Raw genomic sequence first — 19,178 nt, 5'->3', positions numbered from 1 at the left:
AGGAAATCGTTCTAGTGAAGTTGTACCACATTTTGAGACGCAATGTCCACAATGTGAGATTCTTATTTCGATGGTGCCATTGCCTTCGGACCACGGGCCAGCGCCACGTGACCAGATTGCACTAGTTCGCGGATGCCGAAAGGCTCGAGGACGTCGAGAAGCGCACGTAGCTTGCCCGGCGTGCCAGTGGCCTCAATGACCACGGATTCCGGAGCCACATCTACGATGCGGGCGCGGAAGATGTTGACCGCGTCGACCACCTGGGGGCGATTCTCGTTGTCCGCAGTCACCTTCACCAGCATGATGCCTCGCGCAATAGTGCTCTCCTCCTCTAGCTCCACCACTTTGAGGACGGGCACAATTTTGTTGAGCTGCTTGGTCACCTGTTCAGTGACCACCTCTGAGGCATCGACAACGATAGTAAGGCGGTTAATACCTTCGGTCTCCGTCTTTGCTGAGACCAGGGAGATAAGGTTGTAGCCACGGCGGGTAAACATACCGGTCACGCGGGAGATGATGCCCTCGATATCCTCGACCAGTACGGACAGTGTGTGGCGGGTGATGTCGTCTTTCGCCATTGTTCTTAGGCCTCCTCGAGGGATTCGTGGATCTCGGCCGGTTCCTCGGCCGCGGACTCGTTTTCATCAAATAGCGGGCGCAAACCCAGCGCGTACTGAATTTCCTCGTTCGAGGCACCACCGCCAATCATCGGCCACACCTGAGCATCCTGTCCCACGATGAAGTCAATGACGACTGGGCGATCGTTAACCTGCCGGGCACGCTTAATTGCGGGCGCAATCTCCTCTTCCGTGGTGACGCGAATCGCCTCGCACCCCAAGGCCTCACTCAGCTTCACAAAATCGGGCACATATTCATCGTGCTCGCGCAGCTTGGTGTGGGAGTACTTGTTGTCATAGAACAGCGTCTGCCACTGGCGCACCATGCCCAGGTTGCCGTTGTTAATAACGGCCACCTTGATCGGGAATCCTTCGACCGCCGCGGTGGTGAGCTCCTGGTTGGTCATTTGGAAACAACCATCACCGTCAATGGCCCAGACTTCCCGTTCGGGCATGGCCGCTTTCGCACCCAGCGCTGCCGGCACCGCATAGCCCATGGTTCCCGCACCACCAGAGTTGATCCAGCTGCGTGGGTGCTCGAAATCCAAGAACTGGGCGGACCACATCTGGTGCTGGCCCACACCGGCACAGTAGATGGCCTCCGGCCCAGCAATTTCGCTGAGCTGTGAAATAACCTGTTGCGGGTTAAGCAGCCCATCTGGCGTCGGCTCGAAACCGCGTGGGAAGCGGCGCTGCATGTCAGTGAGATAGTCCATCCATTCCTGAATCTGCGGTGCAGAAATCTCACTGTCGTTTTCATAAGCCTTGGTCAAGCACAGGAGCACCTCACGGGCATCACCCACAATTGGAATGGCAACCTCACGGATCTTGCCCACCTCGGCCGGGTCGATGTCAGCGTGAATAACCTCGGCATGCGGAGCAAACGTGGCGGTATCACCAGTAACACGGTCATCGAAGCGCGCACCGATAGCGATGATGAGGTCAGAGCGCTGCAAGGCTGCAACTGCCGGCACAGTGCCGTGCATGCCCGGCATACCCATGTGCAGCGGGTGCGAATCCGGGAAGGAACCCAAGGCCATGAGGGTGGTGACCACGGGAATTCCGGTCAGCTCAGCAAACTCACGCAGCTCGCGGGAGGCACCAGCTTTGATAACGCCACCACCGATGTAGAGCACCGGCTTCTTCGCCCGGGCAATTCGCTTCACCGCCTGCGAGATCTGTCGTGGGTGCGGCGTAGTGGTGGGCTTGTATCCTGGCAGGTCCATCATCTGTGGACCCGTGTACTCCATATAAGCGTTTTGGACGTCCTTGGGAATATCCACGAGAACCGGGCCAGGCCGCCCGGTTGAGGCCAAATGGAAGGCGGCGGAAATGGCGGCGGGGATGTCAGCCGCATCGGTAACGATGAAATTGTGCTTCGTAATCGGCATCGTCACACCGCGAATATCGGCCTCCTGAAAAGCATCGGTTCCCAGAAGGGAACTACCCACCTGACCGGTAATCGCGACGACGGGGACGGAGTCCAGGTTGGCGTCGGCAAGCGGCGTCACCAGGTTGGTAGCACCCGGACCCGAGGTGGCAATCATGACGCCCACCTTTCCCGAGGCCTGGGCATAGCCCTCGGCCGCATGGCCGGCACCTTGCTCGTGGCGGGTAAGCACGTGGCGCAGCTTCGTCGATTCGAAGAGCGCGTCATAGAGCGGAAGCACGGCGCCGCCCGGAATACCAAAGACGAGTTCAGTACCAAGATCTTCAAGGGTGCGAACGATGGCGTGTGCGCCCGTGATGCGCTCGGGCGCCTGATGTGGCGGAGTGGAAGCTGTCACGGTGGGTGCGCTCCTTCTATGGGGTGGATATCGGAGAGACCATTGCCTATAACTAACGCCCCCGTCTGTCCTTCTGGGTGTGAAGGAAGCGGGGGCGCTGCAGGTCGACGTCACTGTGGACTCGTTACGGCTCGCGCCGCCCGGGTACTACGAGGTGAAGTCGAATAATGATCATGCGACAAACTGTACACTGATAGAAAAGCCACCGCAGGCAGTTACCCCCATTTTTGGGATCTTTTTCTCATTTTATGAGATGTCACAGGTGGGGCGGTTCGCCACTGCGCCACATAGTCAATTACGATGACCCACTATGACGTCCTCACACCCGCAGAACGCATCTTCCCGCGCCGACCACTCCCCGGCCGAAACATTCAAGCCCACCCGCGAACACCTCCTCGGCATTGGGCTGCTCGCCGCCATCGCGCTGCTCAGCATCGGCTGGGCGCCGAAGTACCTGTTTTGGATTCTCATTTTCCCGATACTTGGTTTCTGGTGGGTCTTGCGCTCCCGCACCACGGTGGATTCACATGGCATCCACATCGCCTACGGATTCCGCGGGCCCAAGGACATCGCGTGGAAGGATTTTGCAGGAATCGGCTTCCAGCGCTCCCGCGCCTTTGCCCGCACTACCAATGGCGAAAACTTCAACCTCCCCGGCGTGACCTTTAACTCGCTGCCACGCTTGGCCGAAGCATCCCAAGGCCGTATCCCCGATGCCCTCACCGCGGGACGCAACGCCGCCGATGACAAGGTGGTCATTGTCCACCGCGACGGCCAGCAAGTCCTCCTCACCAAGGAGGAATACGCCGACTACCTCGAAGCACACCCCGAACTGAAAGACTAACTATGTACCCGCTGCGCTCTAAAGTCACCACCGTTGGCCGCCAGGCATCTGGTGCCCGCGCCCTCTGGCGCGCTACCGGCACTAAGGAGAACGACTTTGGCAAGCCGATCGTGGCCATCGCCAACTCCTATACCCAGTTCGTGCCAGGCCACGTCCACTTGAAAAACGTCGGTGACATCGTGGCCGATGCCGTGCGCGAAGCGGGCGGTGTACCCAAGGAATTCAACACCATCGCGGTTGATGATGGCATTGCCATGGGCCACAGCGGCATGCTCTACTCCCTTCCCTCGCGTGAGATCATCTCCGACTCCATCGAATATATGGCCAACGCACATACTGCCGACGCCCTGGTCTGTATCTCCAACTGTGACAAGATCACCCCGGGCATGCTCAACGCTGCACTGCGCCTCAACATCCCCACCATCTTCGTCTCCGGCGGCCCGATGGAGGCAGGCAAAGCCGTCGTCGTCGATGGCGTGGCACATGCACCGACGGATCTGATTACGGCTATCACGGCGTCGGCAAGCGAGGCCGTCTCCGACGAAGACCTAGCACAGGTCGAGGAATCTGCCTGCCCCACCTGTGGTTCCTGCTCCGGCATGTTTACCGCCAACTCCATGAACTGCCTGACCGAAGCCCTAGGCTTGGCCCTGCCAGGCAACGGCACTACCCTGGCTACCCACGCCTTCCGCCGTCGCCTCTTTGAGCAGGCGGGACGCACCATCGTCGAGATGTGCCAGCGCTACTACGGCGAAGAGGACGATGCAGTCCTCCCACGTTCCATCGCCACCAAGGAAGCCTTCACCAACGCCATGGCCCTCGATATGGCCATGGGTGGATCCACCAACACCATCCTCCACACCCTCGCTGCGGCCCAGGAGGGCGAGGTGGACTTCACGCTCGAGGACATCAACGAAATCTCCTACCGCGTGCCTTGTCTGTCCAAGGTTGCCCCGAACGGCACGTATCACATCGAGGACGTGCACCGCGCCGGCGGCATCCCCGCTATCCTGGGCGAGCTGCGCCGCGCTGGCCACCTCAACCTCAAGGTGCACACGGCACTCTATGACAATGCCGAGGAATGGCTCGATGACTGGGATATCCGCGGCGGCAAGGCTACCGACGCCGCCCGCGAGCTTTTCCTGGCTGCTCCCGGCGGCGTGCGAACGACCGAGCCCTTCTCCCAGTCCAACCGGTGGGATGAACTCGACACGAATACAGTTAATGGCTGCATCCACGATGCCGAGCATGCCTTCTCCTCTGATGGTGGCCTCGTCGTACTGCGCGGCAACCTGGCACCTAACGGTGCCATTGTGAAGGCTGCCGGCGTGGAGGAAGAACTGTGGACCTTCACCGGCCCTGCCCGCGTGGTGGAGTCCCAGGAAGAGGCCGTCTCCATCATCCTCAAGAAGGAAGTCCAAGCGGGCGATGTCATCGTCATCCGCTACGAGGGCCCAGCCGGCGGCCCGGGTATGCAGGAGATGCTGCACCCGACGTCCTTCCTCAAGGGCTCTGGCTTGGGCAAGGCGTGTGCCTTGATTACGGATGGCCGCTTCTCCGGCGGTACCTCCGGCCTCTCCATCGGCCACATTTCCCCCGAAGCAGCTCACGGCGGCCTCATCGGTTTGGTGGAGAATGGCGACCCCATCACCATCAACATCCGCGAGCGCCAGCTCACCCTAGATGTGGATGAAGACGTACTAGAGCGCCGCCGCGCCGCCGAGGAGCAACGTGAGAAACCCTGGACACCGAAGGACCGTAACCGCCCAGTCACCAAGGCTCTGCGCGCCTACGCCAACATGGCTACGTCAGCGGATCGTGGTGCGGTGCGCGTAGTGGACGGTCACGTCAATTAGAGTAAAGGCGATGAAATTCGCCACTAACGCCTTTGGGCGCACGCTTTTAACCGCCGCGGGGCTCATCGTGGGCTTTATCGGTATGGTCCTCCACATCACGGACACGGACTTCCCGGTCGACATGATCATCTACCGCGAAGGCGTGCGCGCCTTCCTGAACGGCACGGAGGTGTACTCCGTTCCTATGCAGGCTGGCGATATTGCCCTGCCGTTTATCTACCCGCCTTTCGGCGCGCTGGTCATGGTGCCTCTCACGGCCTTTGAGTGGATGAGCGATGATATGGCGGGCAACATCATGATCGTCATCTCGGACGCCCTCGTGTTGGCTTGCCTGTATGCCATTTTCCGCGCGCTAAAGGTCAAACCACTGTTGCCCGTAGTGGCGCTGGTGTGGGCGGCGACGATGTTCTTTGAGCCCATTCGCCTCAACAATGGCTTTGCCCAGATCAACATCGTCATCATGGCCCTGGTCATCTTTGATCTCGTGCCGCGCAAGCGTTGGCTGCCCCAAGGATGGCTCATTGGCCTTGCAGCGGCCATCAAGATTACGCCGTTGGCCATGCTGCTGTACTTCCTGCTGCGCCGCGAGTGGAAGCCGATTCTTACTGCTTTCATCTCCGCGGTTGTGGCCACGTTACTTGCCGCTGCCTACCGCTGGGATGCCTTCGTGGAGTTCTTCACGTCAAAGCTGCTGGATATGGGCTCCGGCGGGGACTTTGGCGTGGGCACGGCCTATCAGTCCAATTCCTCCCTCAAGGGCGTCATCCAGCGCCTCTTTACGTCTCAGGAAGCCATGGACAACCACGGCACGCTCATCAACGTTGTGTGGCTCGTGGCGGCACTCACCGTTATCGCTGGAGGTTCCGCGCTCATTGTGGCGCAGGTAAAGCACGGGCTGCTTGTCGACGCCCACCTCACCACCGCTACCGTCATGCTGCTCATCTCCCCCGTCTCGTGGTCCCACCACTGGGTCTGGCTTTCCCTCATCGTGCCGGTGTTGGTGTACCGCGCGTGGACTTGGCGCCAGTCCACCTGGGTCGCCGGCAGCCTGCTGGCAGTGCTCGCGGCCTGGGTAGGCATGCTCGTCACCGTCCCAGGAAAATGGTGGTTCGGCGATAACATCGATGTTTACACGATGCCGCTGTATCAGAAATTTCTCGTCGATGACTTCGTGTGGCTCGCGCTTGTGGCATGGGCGCTCTACGCCATCTGCCTCAAGGTTAAGGACGCCCAAGCAGACAAACCTCATGCTGCACTCGCTGCGACCCCTACCAGCTAAGCCAAGCGCAGATTCGGGGTGCAAACTGCCCTACCTGCCAAAGTTTTGCGCCGTCCTTGCCGCGCGAAGGAAAACTTTGGCAACTTGGGCACCTCATTCATTAGCACGATTCAGATCTCAGCCCTCGGCTAGAGCCTTGAGCGCTGCTAAGTGACCTTTAAAGGCCACTGCACCTTTCTCCGTGAGCGCAACCCACACTGAATCTTTAGCGCGGCTGGTGCCGTACTCGCGGAAACGGGTCACGTAGCCGGCTTGTTCCAGGGCTCCGAGCTGCTTGGACAGGGAGGCATCGGAAAGCTCCGTGCGGTCTCGCAACATAGCGAATTTCATTTCACGGTTGATGTCCCCGCCCTGTGTGGCCCCAAAAGCATTGAGTGTGGCGCAAATCTTAAAGCGATTGAGCGGGTGGATTACCGGATCGATTTCACTCATCGCGGCATCCTATCCAGCGCGCCGGTGTGCAGCGTCCAAAAGACCGCCACTGCGCACAGCACACCTGCGATGCACGAGGCAATAACGTGTCCTTCAACGAAGGGATTGAAGAGTGCCGGCAGAATCATAAAGCCCAGCCCTGCGTAGTAGCGCCAGGTCACGCTTCGGGAGGCATGCGGATCCACCTTCTGGCGCATCGAATCCCGCACCCCCATGCGGTAAAAGAAGGCTAGCCCCACCAGTAGCCCGACTACAAGGAGCAGTCCGCCAACAAGGACGAGCGGGTGAACGTCATCCTTGATCCACATGTAAGCAAACCACGCGCCGTACGCTACCGCCGCGAGCAGGCTCAGCCAGATAGGTGGCCGCTTCGCCGCGGCCGCCTTCTGTTGCGCCTCAAATGCAAGTGCGTCCCGAACATCCTGATCCGGCATACCGAAAACTCCCCTCTCGCGGTTTCAACCGCATTGTTTTCCATTGCGTAAAACAACTTACTTTATGCAATGGAAAACAACAAGAGGGAGAGCTTAGCTCAGCGGATTAACACCTGCTCCGAACCACCAGATAGCAACGAGTGCCGCGACGCCAATGACGATGAAAATCCAGGACGTCGCCAGTGGGCGGCGCGTCCAGGAACGGTTGAAGTCTAGGGAGATGAAACCCGGACCGGTGAACTGCAGTGCTACCGCGATGGCGAACAGAACGAGGCCCAGCCAAACACTTTCGTTCCAGGCAAAAACATCGAGGCCATCGCCCGAGGCATTGAGGCCGTGAATGGCCTCGAAGCCAGTCACAATAAGGCCAAACATGGCCGCCAGCGGGGTCACCAAGCCGAGCAGCAGGAAGGCGCCTGCGATGAGCTGGACGGTCGGAACACCAATGGCCAGCGCGGCCGCCATGGTGTACTCGCCGTACTCATTCTCAAGTCCTGACAAGCCCTCATTGCCGCCAAGCTTGAAGAATGTCGATGCACCCGCTACGAGCAGGTAAATGCTCAGCGCCAAGCGCACAAAGAGCAGGCCGAAGTCGATGGTGCCGCGACGAGCGCGCTGAGGCTCCTCCTCAGCCACTGTAGTCTCGGCGTCAGACTCGATAGCCGGGTCAGCCACAGCGACGGTGCTCGGTACGTCATCGTAGGTCTCAGCCGCTGGCTCTGACGTGGCCTCCGCTCGCGGAAAAGCGGTGGTCTCAGTATCTGTAGCAGCGCTATCGAACGACAGCGAGTCACGAGTGTCACGAGGGGCACTCTCAAAGGTTTCGGTCTTGGCCTCAGCAGCAGGATCAGACGAAGGTGCGGTGTCGGTCGTGGCGGCCTCCGCTGGCTTCGGCTTAATAACCGTCGGCTCAGCGCGGCCAGCACGCTGGAAGAGACGGCTCTTCTTCGGCTCCTCAGCAGAAACTGTATCGGAAGCCTTATCAGTCACCGCGTCAGTGGTGGCGTCAGTGGTGGTCTCCGCTTCGTCGCGCTTGCTGGCCTTTACGGAGTTAGCGCCAGAGTTGTAGGTAGGGATGTCATCGTCGATGTCGGTTGCTTTATCAGGAGTCTTATCGCTCATGCCTCCAACTTAAGCCAGCACACGGCACTTATGGTGCATTCTGTGCGGCGCGGCGTGTAGCTAAAACTGCCCGGCCAGCGGCAAGGACGTCAGCGGTGAGGTCTGCAAGCACCTCAGATTCGAGGCGCCATCGCTGCCAATAGAGGTCGATATCGAGCGGGAAATCGTCGAGAAGCACCAGCTCCCCCGAATCCAGCAGAGGTTGCGCCTGCAGCCGCGGCACGAGGCCCCACCCCAACCCACAGCGCACTGCCTCGACATAGCCCTCTGAGGAGGGGATCTGCGACACCCGCGCACGAAGAACACGGGAATCAATAAACCGCTCACGCATCGCATCATCAAGGGTGGCATCATTCGGACCAAAGCCCACGATGGGAAGCGTGTCCCAATCCGAGAACCCCTCCGCCAAACTCGGTGCAGCGACGGCAAAATAGCGCATGGTGCCCAGGTACGTCGACTCGCAGCCGGACACCGGCGTGTGCTCGCGGGTCACCGCACCGAGGACATCGCCGCGACGCAACATGGCCAATGTACGGGCCTCATCCTCAATGCGGATACGCAGAGCTGCTTCCCCACGCGCAGCGGTCTTCTGCACAACAGACTGAAACCACGTAGCAAGTGAATCGGAGTTAATAGCAACGGTCAGCGGCACTCGAGAAAGGCGCTCAGTAAGGCGGGCATCCGCCTCCGCTTGGACGAGCGCCATACGGCGCGCGGCTTGGGCTACGATCTCGCCGGCTTCGGTCACGGTGACGGGATTTCCGCGACGAAGCAAGATTCGTCCGGTCGAGACCTCAAGCGCTTTGATGCGCTGACTCACAGCAGAAGGAGTGATTCCCAACACACTTGCAGCTGCCTCAAAGGAGCCTTCATCGACGATGGCCAGCAGAGTTTCGGTATGAAGTGGGTTCATGAAGCTATTTTAAACCAGCTGTAGAACACTTAACTGGACTTCATATGCATTCTTCCGCACACTGGATGCCATGTCAGTATTGCTCGCAGGATTTGCGCTGGGACTCTCCCTCATCATCGCCATTGGACCGCAAAACGCCTACATCATCAAGATGGGCATCAAACGCGATCACGTCGGTGCGATTCTGCTTGCTTGTTTGCTGTCCGACGTCGTCCTGATCAACGCCGGCACCGCTGGTGTGGGCATTCTGGTGGAGCGCTTCCCCACCGCTCTGACCGTGGTGAAGTACCTCGGCGCTGCCTACCTCATCTACTTTGGCTTCACCTGCTTCCGCGATGCCTTTAAGAAGGAGCAAGAGGCACTCGTCGTCCAGAAAACCGAACCCGTCGCCGCATCGGTTGACGCTAACGGCGGCAATAGCGATGCGCCGGGAGGCTCAGTCCTGACGAAGATTCGTCCCCGCGTACGCTCCAAGTCTTGGGTCAAGCCCGTCATGGCAGCAATGGCGCTGACGTGGCTTAATCCCCTGGCCTATGTCGATGCGCTGGTCATGCTCGGCGGTATTGCCAACCAATACGGCGAACAGCGCTGGGTCTTCGCCGCCGGCGCCGTTCTCGCGAGCGCCGTCTGGTTCCCCTCCCTCGGCTTCGGCGCCTACAAACTCTCCAACGTACTGGCAAAGCCGACGACGTGGCGCTTCGTCAACATCATCATCGGCTGCGTCATGATTGCGCTAACGGCAAAGCTGCTGCTGCACTAATTCTGAGCGGGGCGCCCCTCTACGGGCTCGTCCTCAGCGGGGTCGCCGACGGCGCCTGTCTCCTCGACCCACTCCTTGATTTCTTCCTCGCTGCGATCTTGCTCCACGCCGTCGCGCTCGGTGTAGTAGGTGTGGTCGTTGCGGCTTTCTTCCCACTTCTCTTTGTCGAAGTCCACGTCCTCGTCGCCGTGCAGCTCGTCCACGACCTCCGTGACGAGATCCTCGTACAACGCTTCATCGTCCATGTTGGAGTCAGCAATCTGCTGACCAATTTCGTCGTCGTAGCGCTCGGCATCGTAAGCCTCATCTGGGTGCAGCTTGAGGTGCAGCAGCGCGCGAATGCGCTCACGACGCAGGCCTTCGTCCTTAATCTGGCCCAAGGAACGCAGCCACCCAAAGACCAAGATCGCCACGAGGACGATTCCCATGTAGCCCAACACCGGGTAGACGTACTGCATCAGTGCCTTGAAGCCAGCGAAGGATACCGCGAAACCTGCAAGGCAGCCGGCAATGAAGATAATGCGGTACTTCGACTCGTTGCCGGAGGACAGGCGCTTGCCCAGCGCATAGAACATGCCGATAGCCGTGTTAAAGATCATCAGGTAGATAATGACGGCCATGATGAGGCCGAGAGTCGGGTGAATCTCATCGACCAAAGTAAGCATCGGGATATCAGAATCACCAACAGATTCCGCGTTCATCAGCAAGGAGAAGCCGGCGATGCCCATGAGCAGGGCATAGACCGCGCCACCCACGATGCCGCCCCAGCCGGCTTCGCGCGGGCTGATGTTGTCACCGCCGATGACCAGCGACATAGAGACTGCCAGGATGAGGGCCAATCCGTTGTAGTTGAGTGCGGAAATCAGCCAGTTCGGAATCGGCGATTCAATGGCCGCGGAGGCGTCGATGGCAGCGGAGACGTTCTCCGGCATGTGCATCAAGGTGTAGCCGCCCACAAACAGCACCGCAATGATGATGCTCGGGGTCAGCAAACCGATTACTTGGGAGACCTTGTCCACGTCCATCATGCCTGTCACCATGACGAGCACGAGCATCAGCAGTGAGCCGACCCACGCCGGCCAACCGAACTGCTGCTGCATGTTGGAACCCGCGCCAGCCAGCATGACGAAGCCCACTGCAAAGAGGGTAAGAATCACGGCGACGTCGAGAATGCGAGAGATGATGGGGTGGGTAATGTTTCGGAACACCTGATTGTGTTCGCTGGCATGGAAGTAGCTGCCCAATTGAAGGAACACCGTACCGGCCAAGGTCATAACAAGACCGGCCACCACGATGCCCCAGATACCGTTGATTCCGAAGGACGTAAAGTACTGGACAACTTCCTGGCCCGTTGCGAAGCCTGCTCCCACAAGCAAGCCGATAAAGGACAGGGCAATGCCCACAACGTTTTTATACGACACGTATATCCATCTTCTTTTCTGATTGTGAAGGAATAAAAGCGCGCCACACCTCCCGTCAGAAGCATGGCGCAAGACTTATGTCCACGGTACGCCCCGCAGAAAAGAATATGTAGATACGACGGCCGAGATATTACTCCAAAATACTTTCACCAATGAGCAATATCACCGCCGCCTCCGTTCTAGGTCACAGAGCCCTTCTATCCTTGGTGGTCCGCAAACGTCGCAGTATCAATAACACAGCGGAACCTGACGTCACCGGCTACGACGCGGTCATAGGCGGCGTCAACCTCATCGACGCTGACCTTTTCAATAACTGCACCGAGGTTGTGCTTCGCGCAGAAGTCCAGCATCTCTTGGGTTTCTGCAATGCCACCGATGTTGTTGCCGGTGAGCACCTTGCCGCCGCCGACGAGACGGTTAAGGCGCAGTGAGAGAGCTTCTGGCGGAAGGCCGACGACAGACATGATGCCGCGCGGCTTGAGCAGACGCAAGTAGTCTTCGAGGTCATACTCAGCGGAGATGGTGGACAAGATGAGGTCAAACTCGCCGCGGTGGTTCCTAAAGAAGTCCTCTTCCTCCGTGGTGGCCAGAAGGCGGCTGGCTCCCAGCTTCTTGGCATCCTCAGCCTTGCGCGAGGTACGGGAGATCACGGTAACATCCGCGCCCTTCGCGGCAGCGATCTGCACGCCCATGTGGCCCAGTCCGCCAAGGCCGACGACGGCGACCTTCTGGCCTTCCTTAACGTCCCAGCGCGCCAGCGGCGAGTACGTGGTGATACCAGCGCATAGCAACGGCGCCGCCACGTCAAAATCAAGGGAATCCGGGATGCGGAGAACGAAGTTCTCGTTGACGACGACCTTCTCGGAGTAACCGCCTTGCGTAATCGTACCGTCGACGTCCGTGGAGTTATACGTGCCGACGTTGCCGTTCAGGCAGTTTTGCTCCATCCCGGCCTGACACTGCTCGCACTCGCCACAGGAGTTGACCATGCAGCCAACACCAACGCGGTCACCGACCTTGAACTTTGTGACGTCCTCCCCCACGGCCGACACCACGCCGGCAATCTCATGGCCAACGGTGAGTGGAAAGTGCGCCTCACCCCACTCATTGCGGATGGTGTGAATATCCGAGTGGCAGATACCGGCTGCCTTAATATCGATGACGACGTCATCGGCGCGCGGATCGCGGCGCTCAATAGTCACGACCTTGTAGGGCTCGTGAGGGCCGGTCTTCTGCAGTGCTTTCGCTCTAATAGTCATGGCGCCCACGGTACTCCGCAGGCGCCTGACCTCGCATAATGGAAACTTTTACCAATTAGGAGAGTTTCTTAGCGATGAGCTGGTTGACCTGACCCGGGTCTGCCTTGCCCTGGGTAGCCTTCATGACGGCACCGACGATGGCACCGGTGACCTTCTTGTTGCCGGCCTTGTACTTCTCCACGATGTCGGGATTGGCAGCCAGCGCCTCGTCGACGGCCTTTTCAATGGCGCCGTCATCACGTACGACCTCGAGGCCACGCTTGGCGACGACCTCATCGACGTCACCTTCACCTTCCAGTACACCGTCGACCGCCTGGCGTGCCAGCTTGGTGGTGAGCTTTCCTTCCTTGACCAGTTCGACGACGCGTGCAACCTGAGCCGGGGTAATGCTCAGCGCGGTGAGCTCTACGCCTGCCTCGTTGGCCTTACCGGTGAGGTAGGACACCCACCAGGAGCGGGCTTCATCCGGAGTGGTGCCGGCTTCCACGGTCTCGATGATGAGGTCGAGTGCCCCAGCGTTAACCAGGTCACGCATCTCCTCATCCTTAAGCCCCCACTCTTCCTGGATGCGGGCGCGGCGAATCCACGGCATCTCCGGCAGGGTCTCGCGGATCTCTTCAACCCACTCGCGGGACACGATGACCGGCGGCAGGTCTGGGTCATTGAAGTAGCGGTAATCTTCCGCGGTCTCCTTCGGGCGGCCCTTCGACGTGGAGCCGTCCGTTTCTTGGTAGTGACGGGTTTCCTGGACGATCGCTCCGCCGTCGACAAGCACCTGCGCCTGACGCTGCATCTCGAAACGCACCGCCTGCTCTACCGAGCGCAGCGAGTTAATGTTCTTGGTTTCAGTGCGAGTACCGAACTCCTCCTGGCCTACCGGGCGCAGCGACACGTTAGAGTCCACGCGCATCGATCCCTGGTCCATGCGGGCATCGGACACACCCAAGGCAGCCACGAGCTCGCGCAGTGCGGACACATAAGCGCGGGCTACCTCGGGGGCGCGCTCGCCAGCGCCAATAATCGGCTTCGTCACGATCTCAATGAGCGGAATACCGGCACGGTTACAATCCACCAGCGACGTCGTGGCGCCATGAATGCGGCCATCGGCGCCACCCAGGTGGGTCAGCTTGCCGGTGTCTTCCTCCATGTGAGCGCGTTCAATCTCGACGCGCCACTCGGTGCCGTCGTCCAAGACGACGTCCAGGTAGCCGTCGTACGCAATGGGCTCATCGTACTGGGAAATCTGGTAATTCTTCGGCTGGTCTGGGTAGAAGTAGTTCTTGCGGGCAAAGCGCGAAGACTCCGCAATAGAGCAGTTCAGCGCGAGGCCAATCTTGATAGCGCCTTCCACACCTTTGGAATTGACCACAGGAAGAGCACCCGGCAGGCCCAGGGACACCGGGTCAACGTTGGAGTTGGGGGCTGCGTTGAAGTTCGTGGGCGAGGTGGAGAACATCTTGGTCTCCGTGTTGAGCTCCACGTGGACTTCCATGCCCATAACGGGTTCGAACTTTTCTAGGACCTCGTCATAGTCCATCAGGTCATACATCGCAGCAGTCATGCGTGCCATCTTAGTATGTCAGCGCGACTCCATGCGCAACCGGCTAGCCCAAGACGGTAAGGGCATGCGTGATGAGAATCTTGGCAATCATTGCCGCCGGATACACCATGGCGTATCCCAGTGCTACGCGCTGGTCAGTGCTGGTGCGGTTGTTGACAAAGGCCAACACTGCCGGCTGCGTTTGCGCACCCGCAAGTGCGCCGGCAGTTTTGGTGGCACCCACATGCAAGAACCTCCGCAAGACAAAGGCATACCCTGTCGCCACAATGGTGGTGACAATGATGCCGAGCAGAAGAATCTTCCACCACGAGCCACTGGTAAAAGCGCTGGCAATTTCACTACCGGCATTCGTGCCTGCCTGGGCTAGGAACAGCAAGAGCCCCAGTTCCGCCAAGATGGTGTTTGCGGAGTGCGGCAAGGCCGTCACCGTGCTACCAATGCGCCCGATGCGCGCCATCACGAGTGCCACGATGAGCACTCCTGCCGCTGCACCTAGGTTGAAGGAAGAACCACCCGGGATCGGAATATCGATGTGGCCCAGGAAAATACCCAATGCAAGGCCCAAGCCGAGGGACACCGGGTTTATGTCGGTCAGTCCCTGGGAAGAATCACCCAGAAATTCTGAAATCTCCCGCATGACACTCTGGCGGCCAACCACACGTACGCGGTCGCCTAATTCCACGATGTGCTCGGGGATAGCCACCTGGTCGTTGTCAGCGCGGCGGACACGAGAAATGCGCGCTCCCCACCTATCAGAAAGCTGGTTGTTGAGCTCCGCAATGGTCTGGCCCGCTAGATTGTGCTCAGAAATGGTGATGCGGCGGAAATCAAGGTCATGGCGGTCGTCGTTGAGAATCTGTGGGGACTCACGTCCGGAGCGCTCAATAATGTTGTCAAGGTCCTCCGGTGCGCCCACCAGCGTCACAACGTCACCTGGATGCAGTACATCAAAGTACTTGGGGATAACAATGTCATTGCTGCCGACGCGACGCAGACGCGTGACCTGAATTTCCCCATTGCCAATGTCGGCAATTTCAGCGATCGACGTTTCGCGCTGCAATTGCATGTGCTGACGGGTCACCGGTGAAAGGGTGTCGTCGTCATTGCCGGCATCCCGAAGTACGACGATTGTCGCTACCAGCATGCCGATAACACCAAAGAGGTAGGCCACCGCATACCCCACGGTCGCAGCACCAGGATCGCCCGTGGCTTCCGACGCCGCCGCCAGTGCCGGCGTATTCGTCACGGCGCCGGCAAACGTGCCCGCAATCGTGGCGAGGGGAAGCTCAAAGACAAACGTTCCCAGGCCCCACGCGGCGATGGCGGCAATGATGAACACACCAATCATGGACAAGACTGGCCCGGTGGCCGTCTTCAGAGATTTGAAGAAAGACACACCAGAGTTGTTACCGATTCCGAAGGCAAACAACACGAGGCCGAACATGCCCAGAATCGGCGGCACCGATGCTTCCACTCCAGCTGCCGAGGCCGCTGCCGAAAAGGCGATGCCCAAAAAGAGCACCGCCGCCGCACCTAGACTAATGCCGCGGCTTTTGATGCCGCCCAAGGCCATGCCGACACCAATGAGCAGAAAGACCAACAGGACGGGTTGCTCAGCAAAATAAGCGAGGACGCTCGTCATTACTTCCTTTAAGACGTGGTTCTGCGCATCCTTTAGCCGAACAGGGCCTGCGCGTTGGCGTAGCGCTTTTCCGGAACCACCTTGAGCTTGCCGACGGCCTCTTCGAGAGGCACCAAGTTAATATTCTCGCCGTGCAGGGCCACACACATTCCGGACTGACCGTTGTGTGCCGCGCGTGCAGCGTGGGTGCCGTAGCGAGTAGCAAGGACGCGGTCATAGGCCGTCGGCGTTCCACCGCGCTGGATGTGACCAAGGACCGTGGTACGCACGTCGTAGCCCGTACGCTTCTTAATCTCCTCGCCGATGACCTGGCCGATGCCGTTGAAGGTCTGGTGACCAAACTGGTCCACGCCGCCCTCTTCGAAGTCCATCGTGCCTTCCTTGGGAAGGGCACCTTCTGCGACGCAGACGATGCCGTACTTCTCCCCCATCTGGAAACGGCGTTCCATGGCCTTGGTGATATCAGCAATATCGAAAGGCACCTCAGGAATCACCGTGTAGTGTGCACCGCCGGCCATACCTGCATGCAGCGCAATCCAGCCCACGTGACGGCCCATGACCTCAACGATGAGAATACGGTCGTGGGATTCTGCCGTGGTGTGCAGACGGTCGATAGCATCGGTGGCTACAGACACCGCAGTATCGAAGCCGAAGGTGTAGTCCGTTGCGTTGACGTCATTGTCAATGGTCTTCGGCACGCCCACAACTGGAATTCCGTTGTCAGAAAGCCACTTGGCACCCTTGAGGGTTCCCTCACCGCCGATGGCGATGAGCGCGTCAACTTCGGCGTCGGCCATATTTGCCTTGATGGTATCCAGACCCGCCTTGAACTTGTCTGGATGCAGGCGGCCCGTACCGAGGATGGTGCCACCGCGTAGAAGAATGCGGTCAATCTCTGCATCATCATAAAGGTCACGACGACGGTCCTCCATGAGACCAACCCAACCGTCCTCGTAGCCGACGACCGTATCGCCAAATTCGTTAGATGCGGTACGAACGACCGCGCGGATAACAGCATTTAGACCGGGGCAATCACCACCGGATGTCAGTACAGCAAGACGCATGAGTCCCAATCTACCCCCTTCCCTATAGCTGTGCAGGTTCCGTAACCGCATGCAGGGTGTCTCGGAAGAAGAGTGACGCGCCCCACCCTACTGCCAGCATCATCACAATGATGATGAGGGAATTCGCAGCGCCGGCCACCTGCATCACGGCTGAGACCGCCGCGACGCCAATGACGGAGCCTACTTGGCGCGACGTGTTGTACACGCCCGATGCCGCTCCCATGAGCTGTGGCTCGATGTCTCGCATGGTAGTGGCTGCATTAGATCCCCAAATAAAGGACTGCCCTGCCCCCAACGCCGCGCATGGCAGGGCCAACCACCACGCGGTGACATCAGCGCGCATAAGGAACCACAATGAGATAAACGTGGCTATTAGAATTCCAAAGCCGGTGGCTGCCAGACGCCGTGGATCCAGCTTGTCCGCAAGGATCCCTGCCAAGGGCGATACGCACAACGACACTAGCGCCATAGGTGTCACCACGAGGCCCGCATCCCGTGCAGATAGCCCTTGCGAGTCCTGCAGCCACATCATGATGGGAATCATCATCGACGCTGCCATAAATCCCATCGCCACAATTGCGACCGAGCCCGCAGAATAGTTACGGTCTGCGAATAGCTCGAGCGGAATCAAGGGTTCGCGGCTGCGCTTTTGCAGTCGGACGAAGACCGCGATGCCGACGAGACCTACGCCAAGGAGCACCCAGATCCACCACGGCCAGCCTGTCTCTGGGCCCTGTTGGACGGCAAAGACAAGACAGCTCAACGCAACAAATGACGCCGCCACTGAAACGTAATCAATCTTCCTTGCCGTAGTTGGCAGCGACGGCACCCACAGCGCTGCCAGCACAACCGCCGCGATAACGAAGGGCACGTGTACCCAGAAGACTGCCTGCCAGCCAAAGACCGCAACAACGAACCCACCCATCAAAGGCCCTGCCAAAGACGCTACCGAGCCCACAATGCCCCAGACTCCCAGCGCACGACCGCGCCGCTCACGAGCAAAGACCCGATTAATCACCGCCATAGTCTGCGGCATCTGAATGGAAGCTCCGAAGCCCTGAACCGCGCGAGCCGCAATGAGAAACTCCACGTTAGGCGCCAACGCACACAGGAGAGCTCCAATGCCAAAGAGACCTACGCCGAGCTGGAACATACGTTTTTGTTCGTAAATATCCCCGAGCCTGCCGGTAAACAGCAAGGGCACTACAACAGCCAGCAAGTAGATAGCAGACACCCACAGCACCTGATTGACTCCAGCGTTGAACTCACGACGGACGTCGGGAAGCGCAACGGCAATCATTGTCTGGTCCAGCAGAGAAATGAAAAATCCCAGGGACAGCGCGGCCATAGCGCGCCAAGCTTGGCTTTCAGGCGGTAGCGCAACGGGTTGATTCATGCAGCGAAGTCTAGCCGTCGCCTCGGACACCGGCCTACACTGGGCGTCATGGGAATGATTGATATTAAGAAACCACAGGACGTTTCAACTGCCACTACCGTGGCTCTTGGTCTCATCGGCGGATGGCTCACGGCTAGGGAGACTGGAATTCGTCCACTCGGTGGCGTTGTCCTCGCCGCCGCGGGTGCATGGGCTGGCCGCAGTTGGTGGACGAAGACGAACCCAGCAACCACTGCGGGATTGACCGCACTGTACGCAGGCGCGTTCGGCCTTTCTCACCCGCTAGCTAAGAAGATTGGTGCTTGGCCGTCTGTCCTCACTGTCACCGCCGCGAGTGCCGGCGCCGCCTACGCGCTTTCCGACGCCCAGTAAGCTCCCACAATAAAACGCCCAGCGTGCACCCATTTAGGGAATGGCGCTCGCGGGCGTTTTATTTGTCTCTCTCACAGTGTGATCCGCACCCAGCAGATGCAATCACTAAGTTCACTCTAATACGCATTTACGCAAATGGAAAGTAGTGGGCAAATTATTTTTTGCACACCACCCCCATTTAGCCCGCAAAACACTGGCCACTCCTTGGCAAGGGAGCACCCCCTCAACCAGTCCGGCACCTACCCCCGTTGTTGTGTATGAGTAGAACCTATACCCCCAGCTCGATAAGAATCGAACACACAACCTAAAGCACTGCTTGACACCCCATGCTTCTTGGTTTGTGAAGTTTATCCCCGCAGGCTATAGGCCTATTGTGGCGCTACCACTAGGATTGGTTGTAGAACACTTCTTCTAACTAG

Annotated in this window: 17 protein-coding genes; 5 read left to right on the top strand and 12 right to left on the bottom strand. The window is 59.1% G+C overall.

Going from position 1 to position 19,178, the window contains the following annotated elements:
• Window positions 1–62: 62 nt before the first annotated feature.
• Both ilvN and HMPREF2875_RS05455 read right to left on the bottom strand, forming a co-directional pair.
• Complete coding sequence (ilvN, locus tag HMPREF2875_RS05460) at window positions 63–578, bottom strand: acetolactate synthase small subunit (protein WP_039675112.1); 516 nt, start codon at window positions 576–578, stop codon at window positions 63–65.
• Between the two features lie 5 nt (window positions 579–583).
• Window positions 584–2,404, bottom strand: coding sequence for an acetolactate synthase large subunit (locus tag HMPREF2875_RS05455; protein WP_070671028.1), 1,821 nt, complete (start codon window positions 2,402–2,404; stop codon window positions 584–586).
• 310 nt (window positions 2,405–2,714) lie between these two features.
• Here HMPREF2875_RS05455 and HMPREF2875_RS05450 point away from each other — a divergent pair, with 310 nt between their 5' ends.
• Genes HMPREF2875_RS05450 through HMPREF2875_RS05440 form a run of 3 tightly spaced genes read left to right on the top strand, consistent with a single transcriptional unit; the run spans window position 2,715 to window position 6,383 of the window.
• Window positions 2,715–3,248: a PH domain-containing protein gene (locus tag HMPREF2875_RS05450; RefSeq protein ID WP_070671026.1), complete on the top strand. Its 534-nt coding sequence runs from the start codon at window positions 2,715–2,717 to the stop codon at window positions 3,246–3,248.
• Between the two features lie 2 nt (window positions 3,249–3,250).
• A complete protein-coding gene (gene ilvD / locus HMPREF2875_RS05445) occupies window positions 3,251–5,104 on the top strand; it encodes a dihydroxy-acid dehydratase (protein WP_070671024.1) in 1,854 nt (617 codons plus the stop codon).
• Window positions 5,105–5,114: 10 nt separating this feature from the next.
• Window positions 5,115–6,383, top strand: coding sequence for a glycosyltransferase 87 family protein (locus tag HMPREF2875_RS05440; protein ID WP_070671023.1), 1,269 nt, complete (start codon window positions 5,115–5,117; stop codon window positions 6,381–6,383).
• Between the two features lie 117 nt (window positions 6,384–6,500).
• On the opposite strand, the gene HMPREF2875_RS05435 is transcribed toward HMPREF2875_RS05440, so the two are convergent.
• The 4 genes from HMPREF2875_RS05435 to HMPREF2875_RS05420 form a co-directional block, all read right to left on the bottom strand.
• Window positions 6,501–6,815, bottom strand: a complete 315-nt coding sequence (locus HMPREF2875_RS05435; protein ID WP_070671021.1) for a transcriptional regulator — start codon at window positions 6,813–6,815, stop codon at window positions 6,501–6,503.
• Complete coding sequence (locus HMPREF2875_RS05430; protein ID WP_070671019.1) at window positions 6,812–7,249, bottom strand: hypothetical protein; 438 nt, start codon at window positions 7,247–7,249, stop codon at window positions 6,812–6,814. Before HMPREF2875_RS05430 ends, HMPREF2875_RS05435 begins: the two co-directional genes overlap by 4 nt.
• Before the next feature lie 93 nt (window positions 7,250–7,342).
• Window positions 7,343–8,371 (bottom strand): DoxX family protein, encoded by a 1,029-nt coding sequence (locus tag HMPREF2875_RS05425; protein WP_070671018.1) that lies wholly within the window; start codon window positions 8,369–8,371, stop codon window positions 7,343–7,345.
• Between the two features lie 28 nt (window positions 8,372–8,399).
• On the bottom strand, window positions 8,400–9,284 hold the full coding sequence (locus tag HMPREF2875_RS05420) for a LysR family transcriptional regulator ArgP (protein ID WP_070671016.1): 885 nt from the start codon (window positions 9,282–9,284) through the stop codon (window positions 8,400–8,402).
• A gap of 70 nt (window positions 9,285–9,354) precedes the next feature.
• Here HMPREF2875_RS05420 and HMPREF2875_RS05415 point away from each other — a divergent pair, with 70 nt between their 5' ends.
• Window positions 9,355–10,044 (top strand): LysE/ArgO family amino acid transporter, encoded by a 690-nt coding sequence (locus tag HMPREF2875_RS05415; protein ID WP_070671014.1) that lies wholly within the window; start codon window positions 9,355–9,357, stop codon window positions 10,042–10,044.
• Here the strand turns inward: HMPREF2875_RS05415 and HMPREF2875_RS05410 are convergent.
• The 6 genes from HMPREF2875_RS05410 to HMPREF2875_RS05385 all read right to left on the bottom strand — a co-directional run bounded on the left by HMPREF2875_RS05410 (window position 10,041) and on the right by HMPREF2875_RS05385 (window position 18,387).
• Window positions 10,041–11,465 carry a YkvI family membrane protein gene (locus tag HMPREF2875_RS05410; protein ID WP_070671012.1) on the bottom strand — a complete coding sequence of 475 codons (1,425 nt, stop codon included), beginning with the start codon at window positions 11,463–11,465 and terminating at the stop codon, window positions 10,041–10,043. The two genes, HMPREF2875_RS05415 and HMPREF2875_RS05410, sit on opposite strands and share 4 nt — an antisense overlap.
• 197 nt (window positions 11,466–11,662) lie before the next feature.
• On the bottom strand, window positions 11,663–12,724 hold the full coding sequence (locus HMPREF2875_RS05405; protein WP_070671010.1) for an NAD(P)-dependent alcohol dehydrogenase: 1,062 nt from the start codon (window positions 12,722–12,724) through the stop codon (window positions 11,663–11,665).
• A 55-nt stretch (window positions 12,725–12,779) separates the two neighbouring features.
• Entirely contained in the window at window positions 12,780–14,285 is a 1,506-nt protein-coding gene (gene gatB, locus HMPREF2875_RS05400) for an Asp-tRNA(Asn)/Glu-tRNA(Gln) amidotransferase subunit GatB (protein ID WP_070671008.1), read from the bottom strand.
• A gap of 43 nt (window positions 14,286–14,328) precedes the next feature.
• Window positions 14,329–15,927: an aspartate:alanine exchanger family transporter gene (locus HMPREF2875_RS05395; protein ID WP_070671006.1), complete on the bottom strand. Its 1,599-nt coding sequence runs from the start codon at window positions 15,925–15,927 to the stop codon at window positions 14,329–14,331.
• Window positions 15,928–15,959: 32 nt separating this feature from the next.
• Window positions 15,960–16,991: a 6-phosphofructokinase gene (locus tag HMPREF2875_RS05390; protein ID WP_070671004.1), complete on the bottom strand. Its 1,032-nt coding sequence runs from the start codon at window positions 16,989–16,991 to the stop codon at window positions 15,960–15,962.
• A 22-nt stretch (window positions 16,992–17,013) separates the two neighbouring features.
• The gene (locus HMPREF2875_RS05385) at window positions 17,014–18,387 is read right to left on the bottom strand and encodes a DHA2 family efflux MFS transporter permease subunit (protein WP_070671002.1); all 1,374 of its coding nucleotides are present in this window, start codon (window positions 18,385–18,387) and stop codon (window positions 17,014–17,016) included.
• A gap of 48 nt (window positions 18,388–18,435) precedes the next feature.
• Here HMPREF2875_RS05385 and HMPREF2875_RS05380 point away from each other — a divergent pair, with 48 nt between their 5' ends.
• Window positions 18,436–18,759 carry a hypothetical protein gene (locus HMPREF2875_RS05380; protein WP_070671000.1) on the top strand — a complete coding sequence of 108 codons (324 nt, stop codon included), beginning with the start codon at window positions 18,436–18,438 and terminating at the stop codon, window positions 18,757–18,759.
• Window positions 18,760–19,178 lie beyond the last annotated feature (419 nt).

Source organism: Corynebacterium sp. HMSC078H07 (assembly GCF_001812805.1).
Classification (GTDB): domain Bacteria; phylum Actinomycetota; class Actinomycetes; order Mycobacteriales; family Mycobacteriaceae; genus Corynebacterium.
Note: the sequence above shows the minus strand (reverse complement) of the source record. Positions and strands in the feature narration are given on the sequence as shown.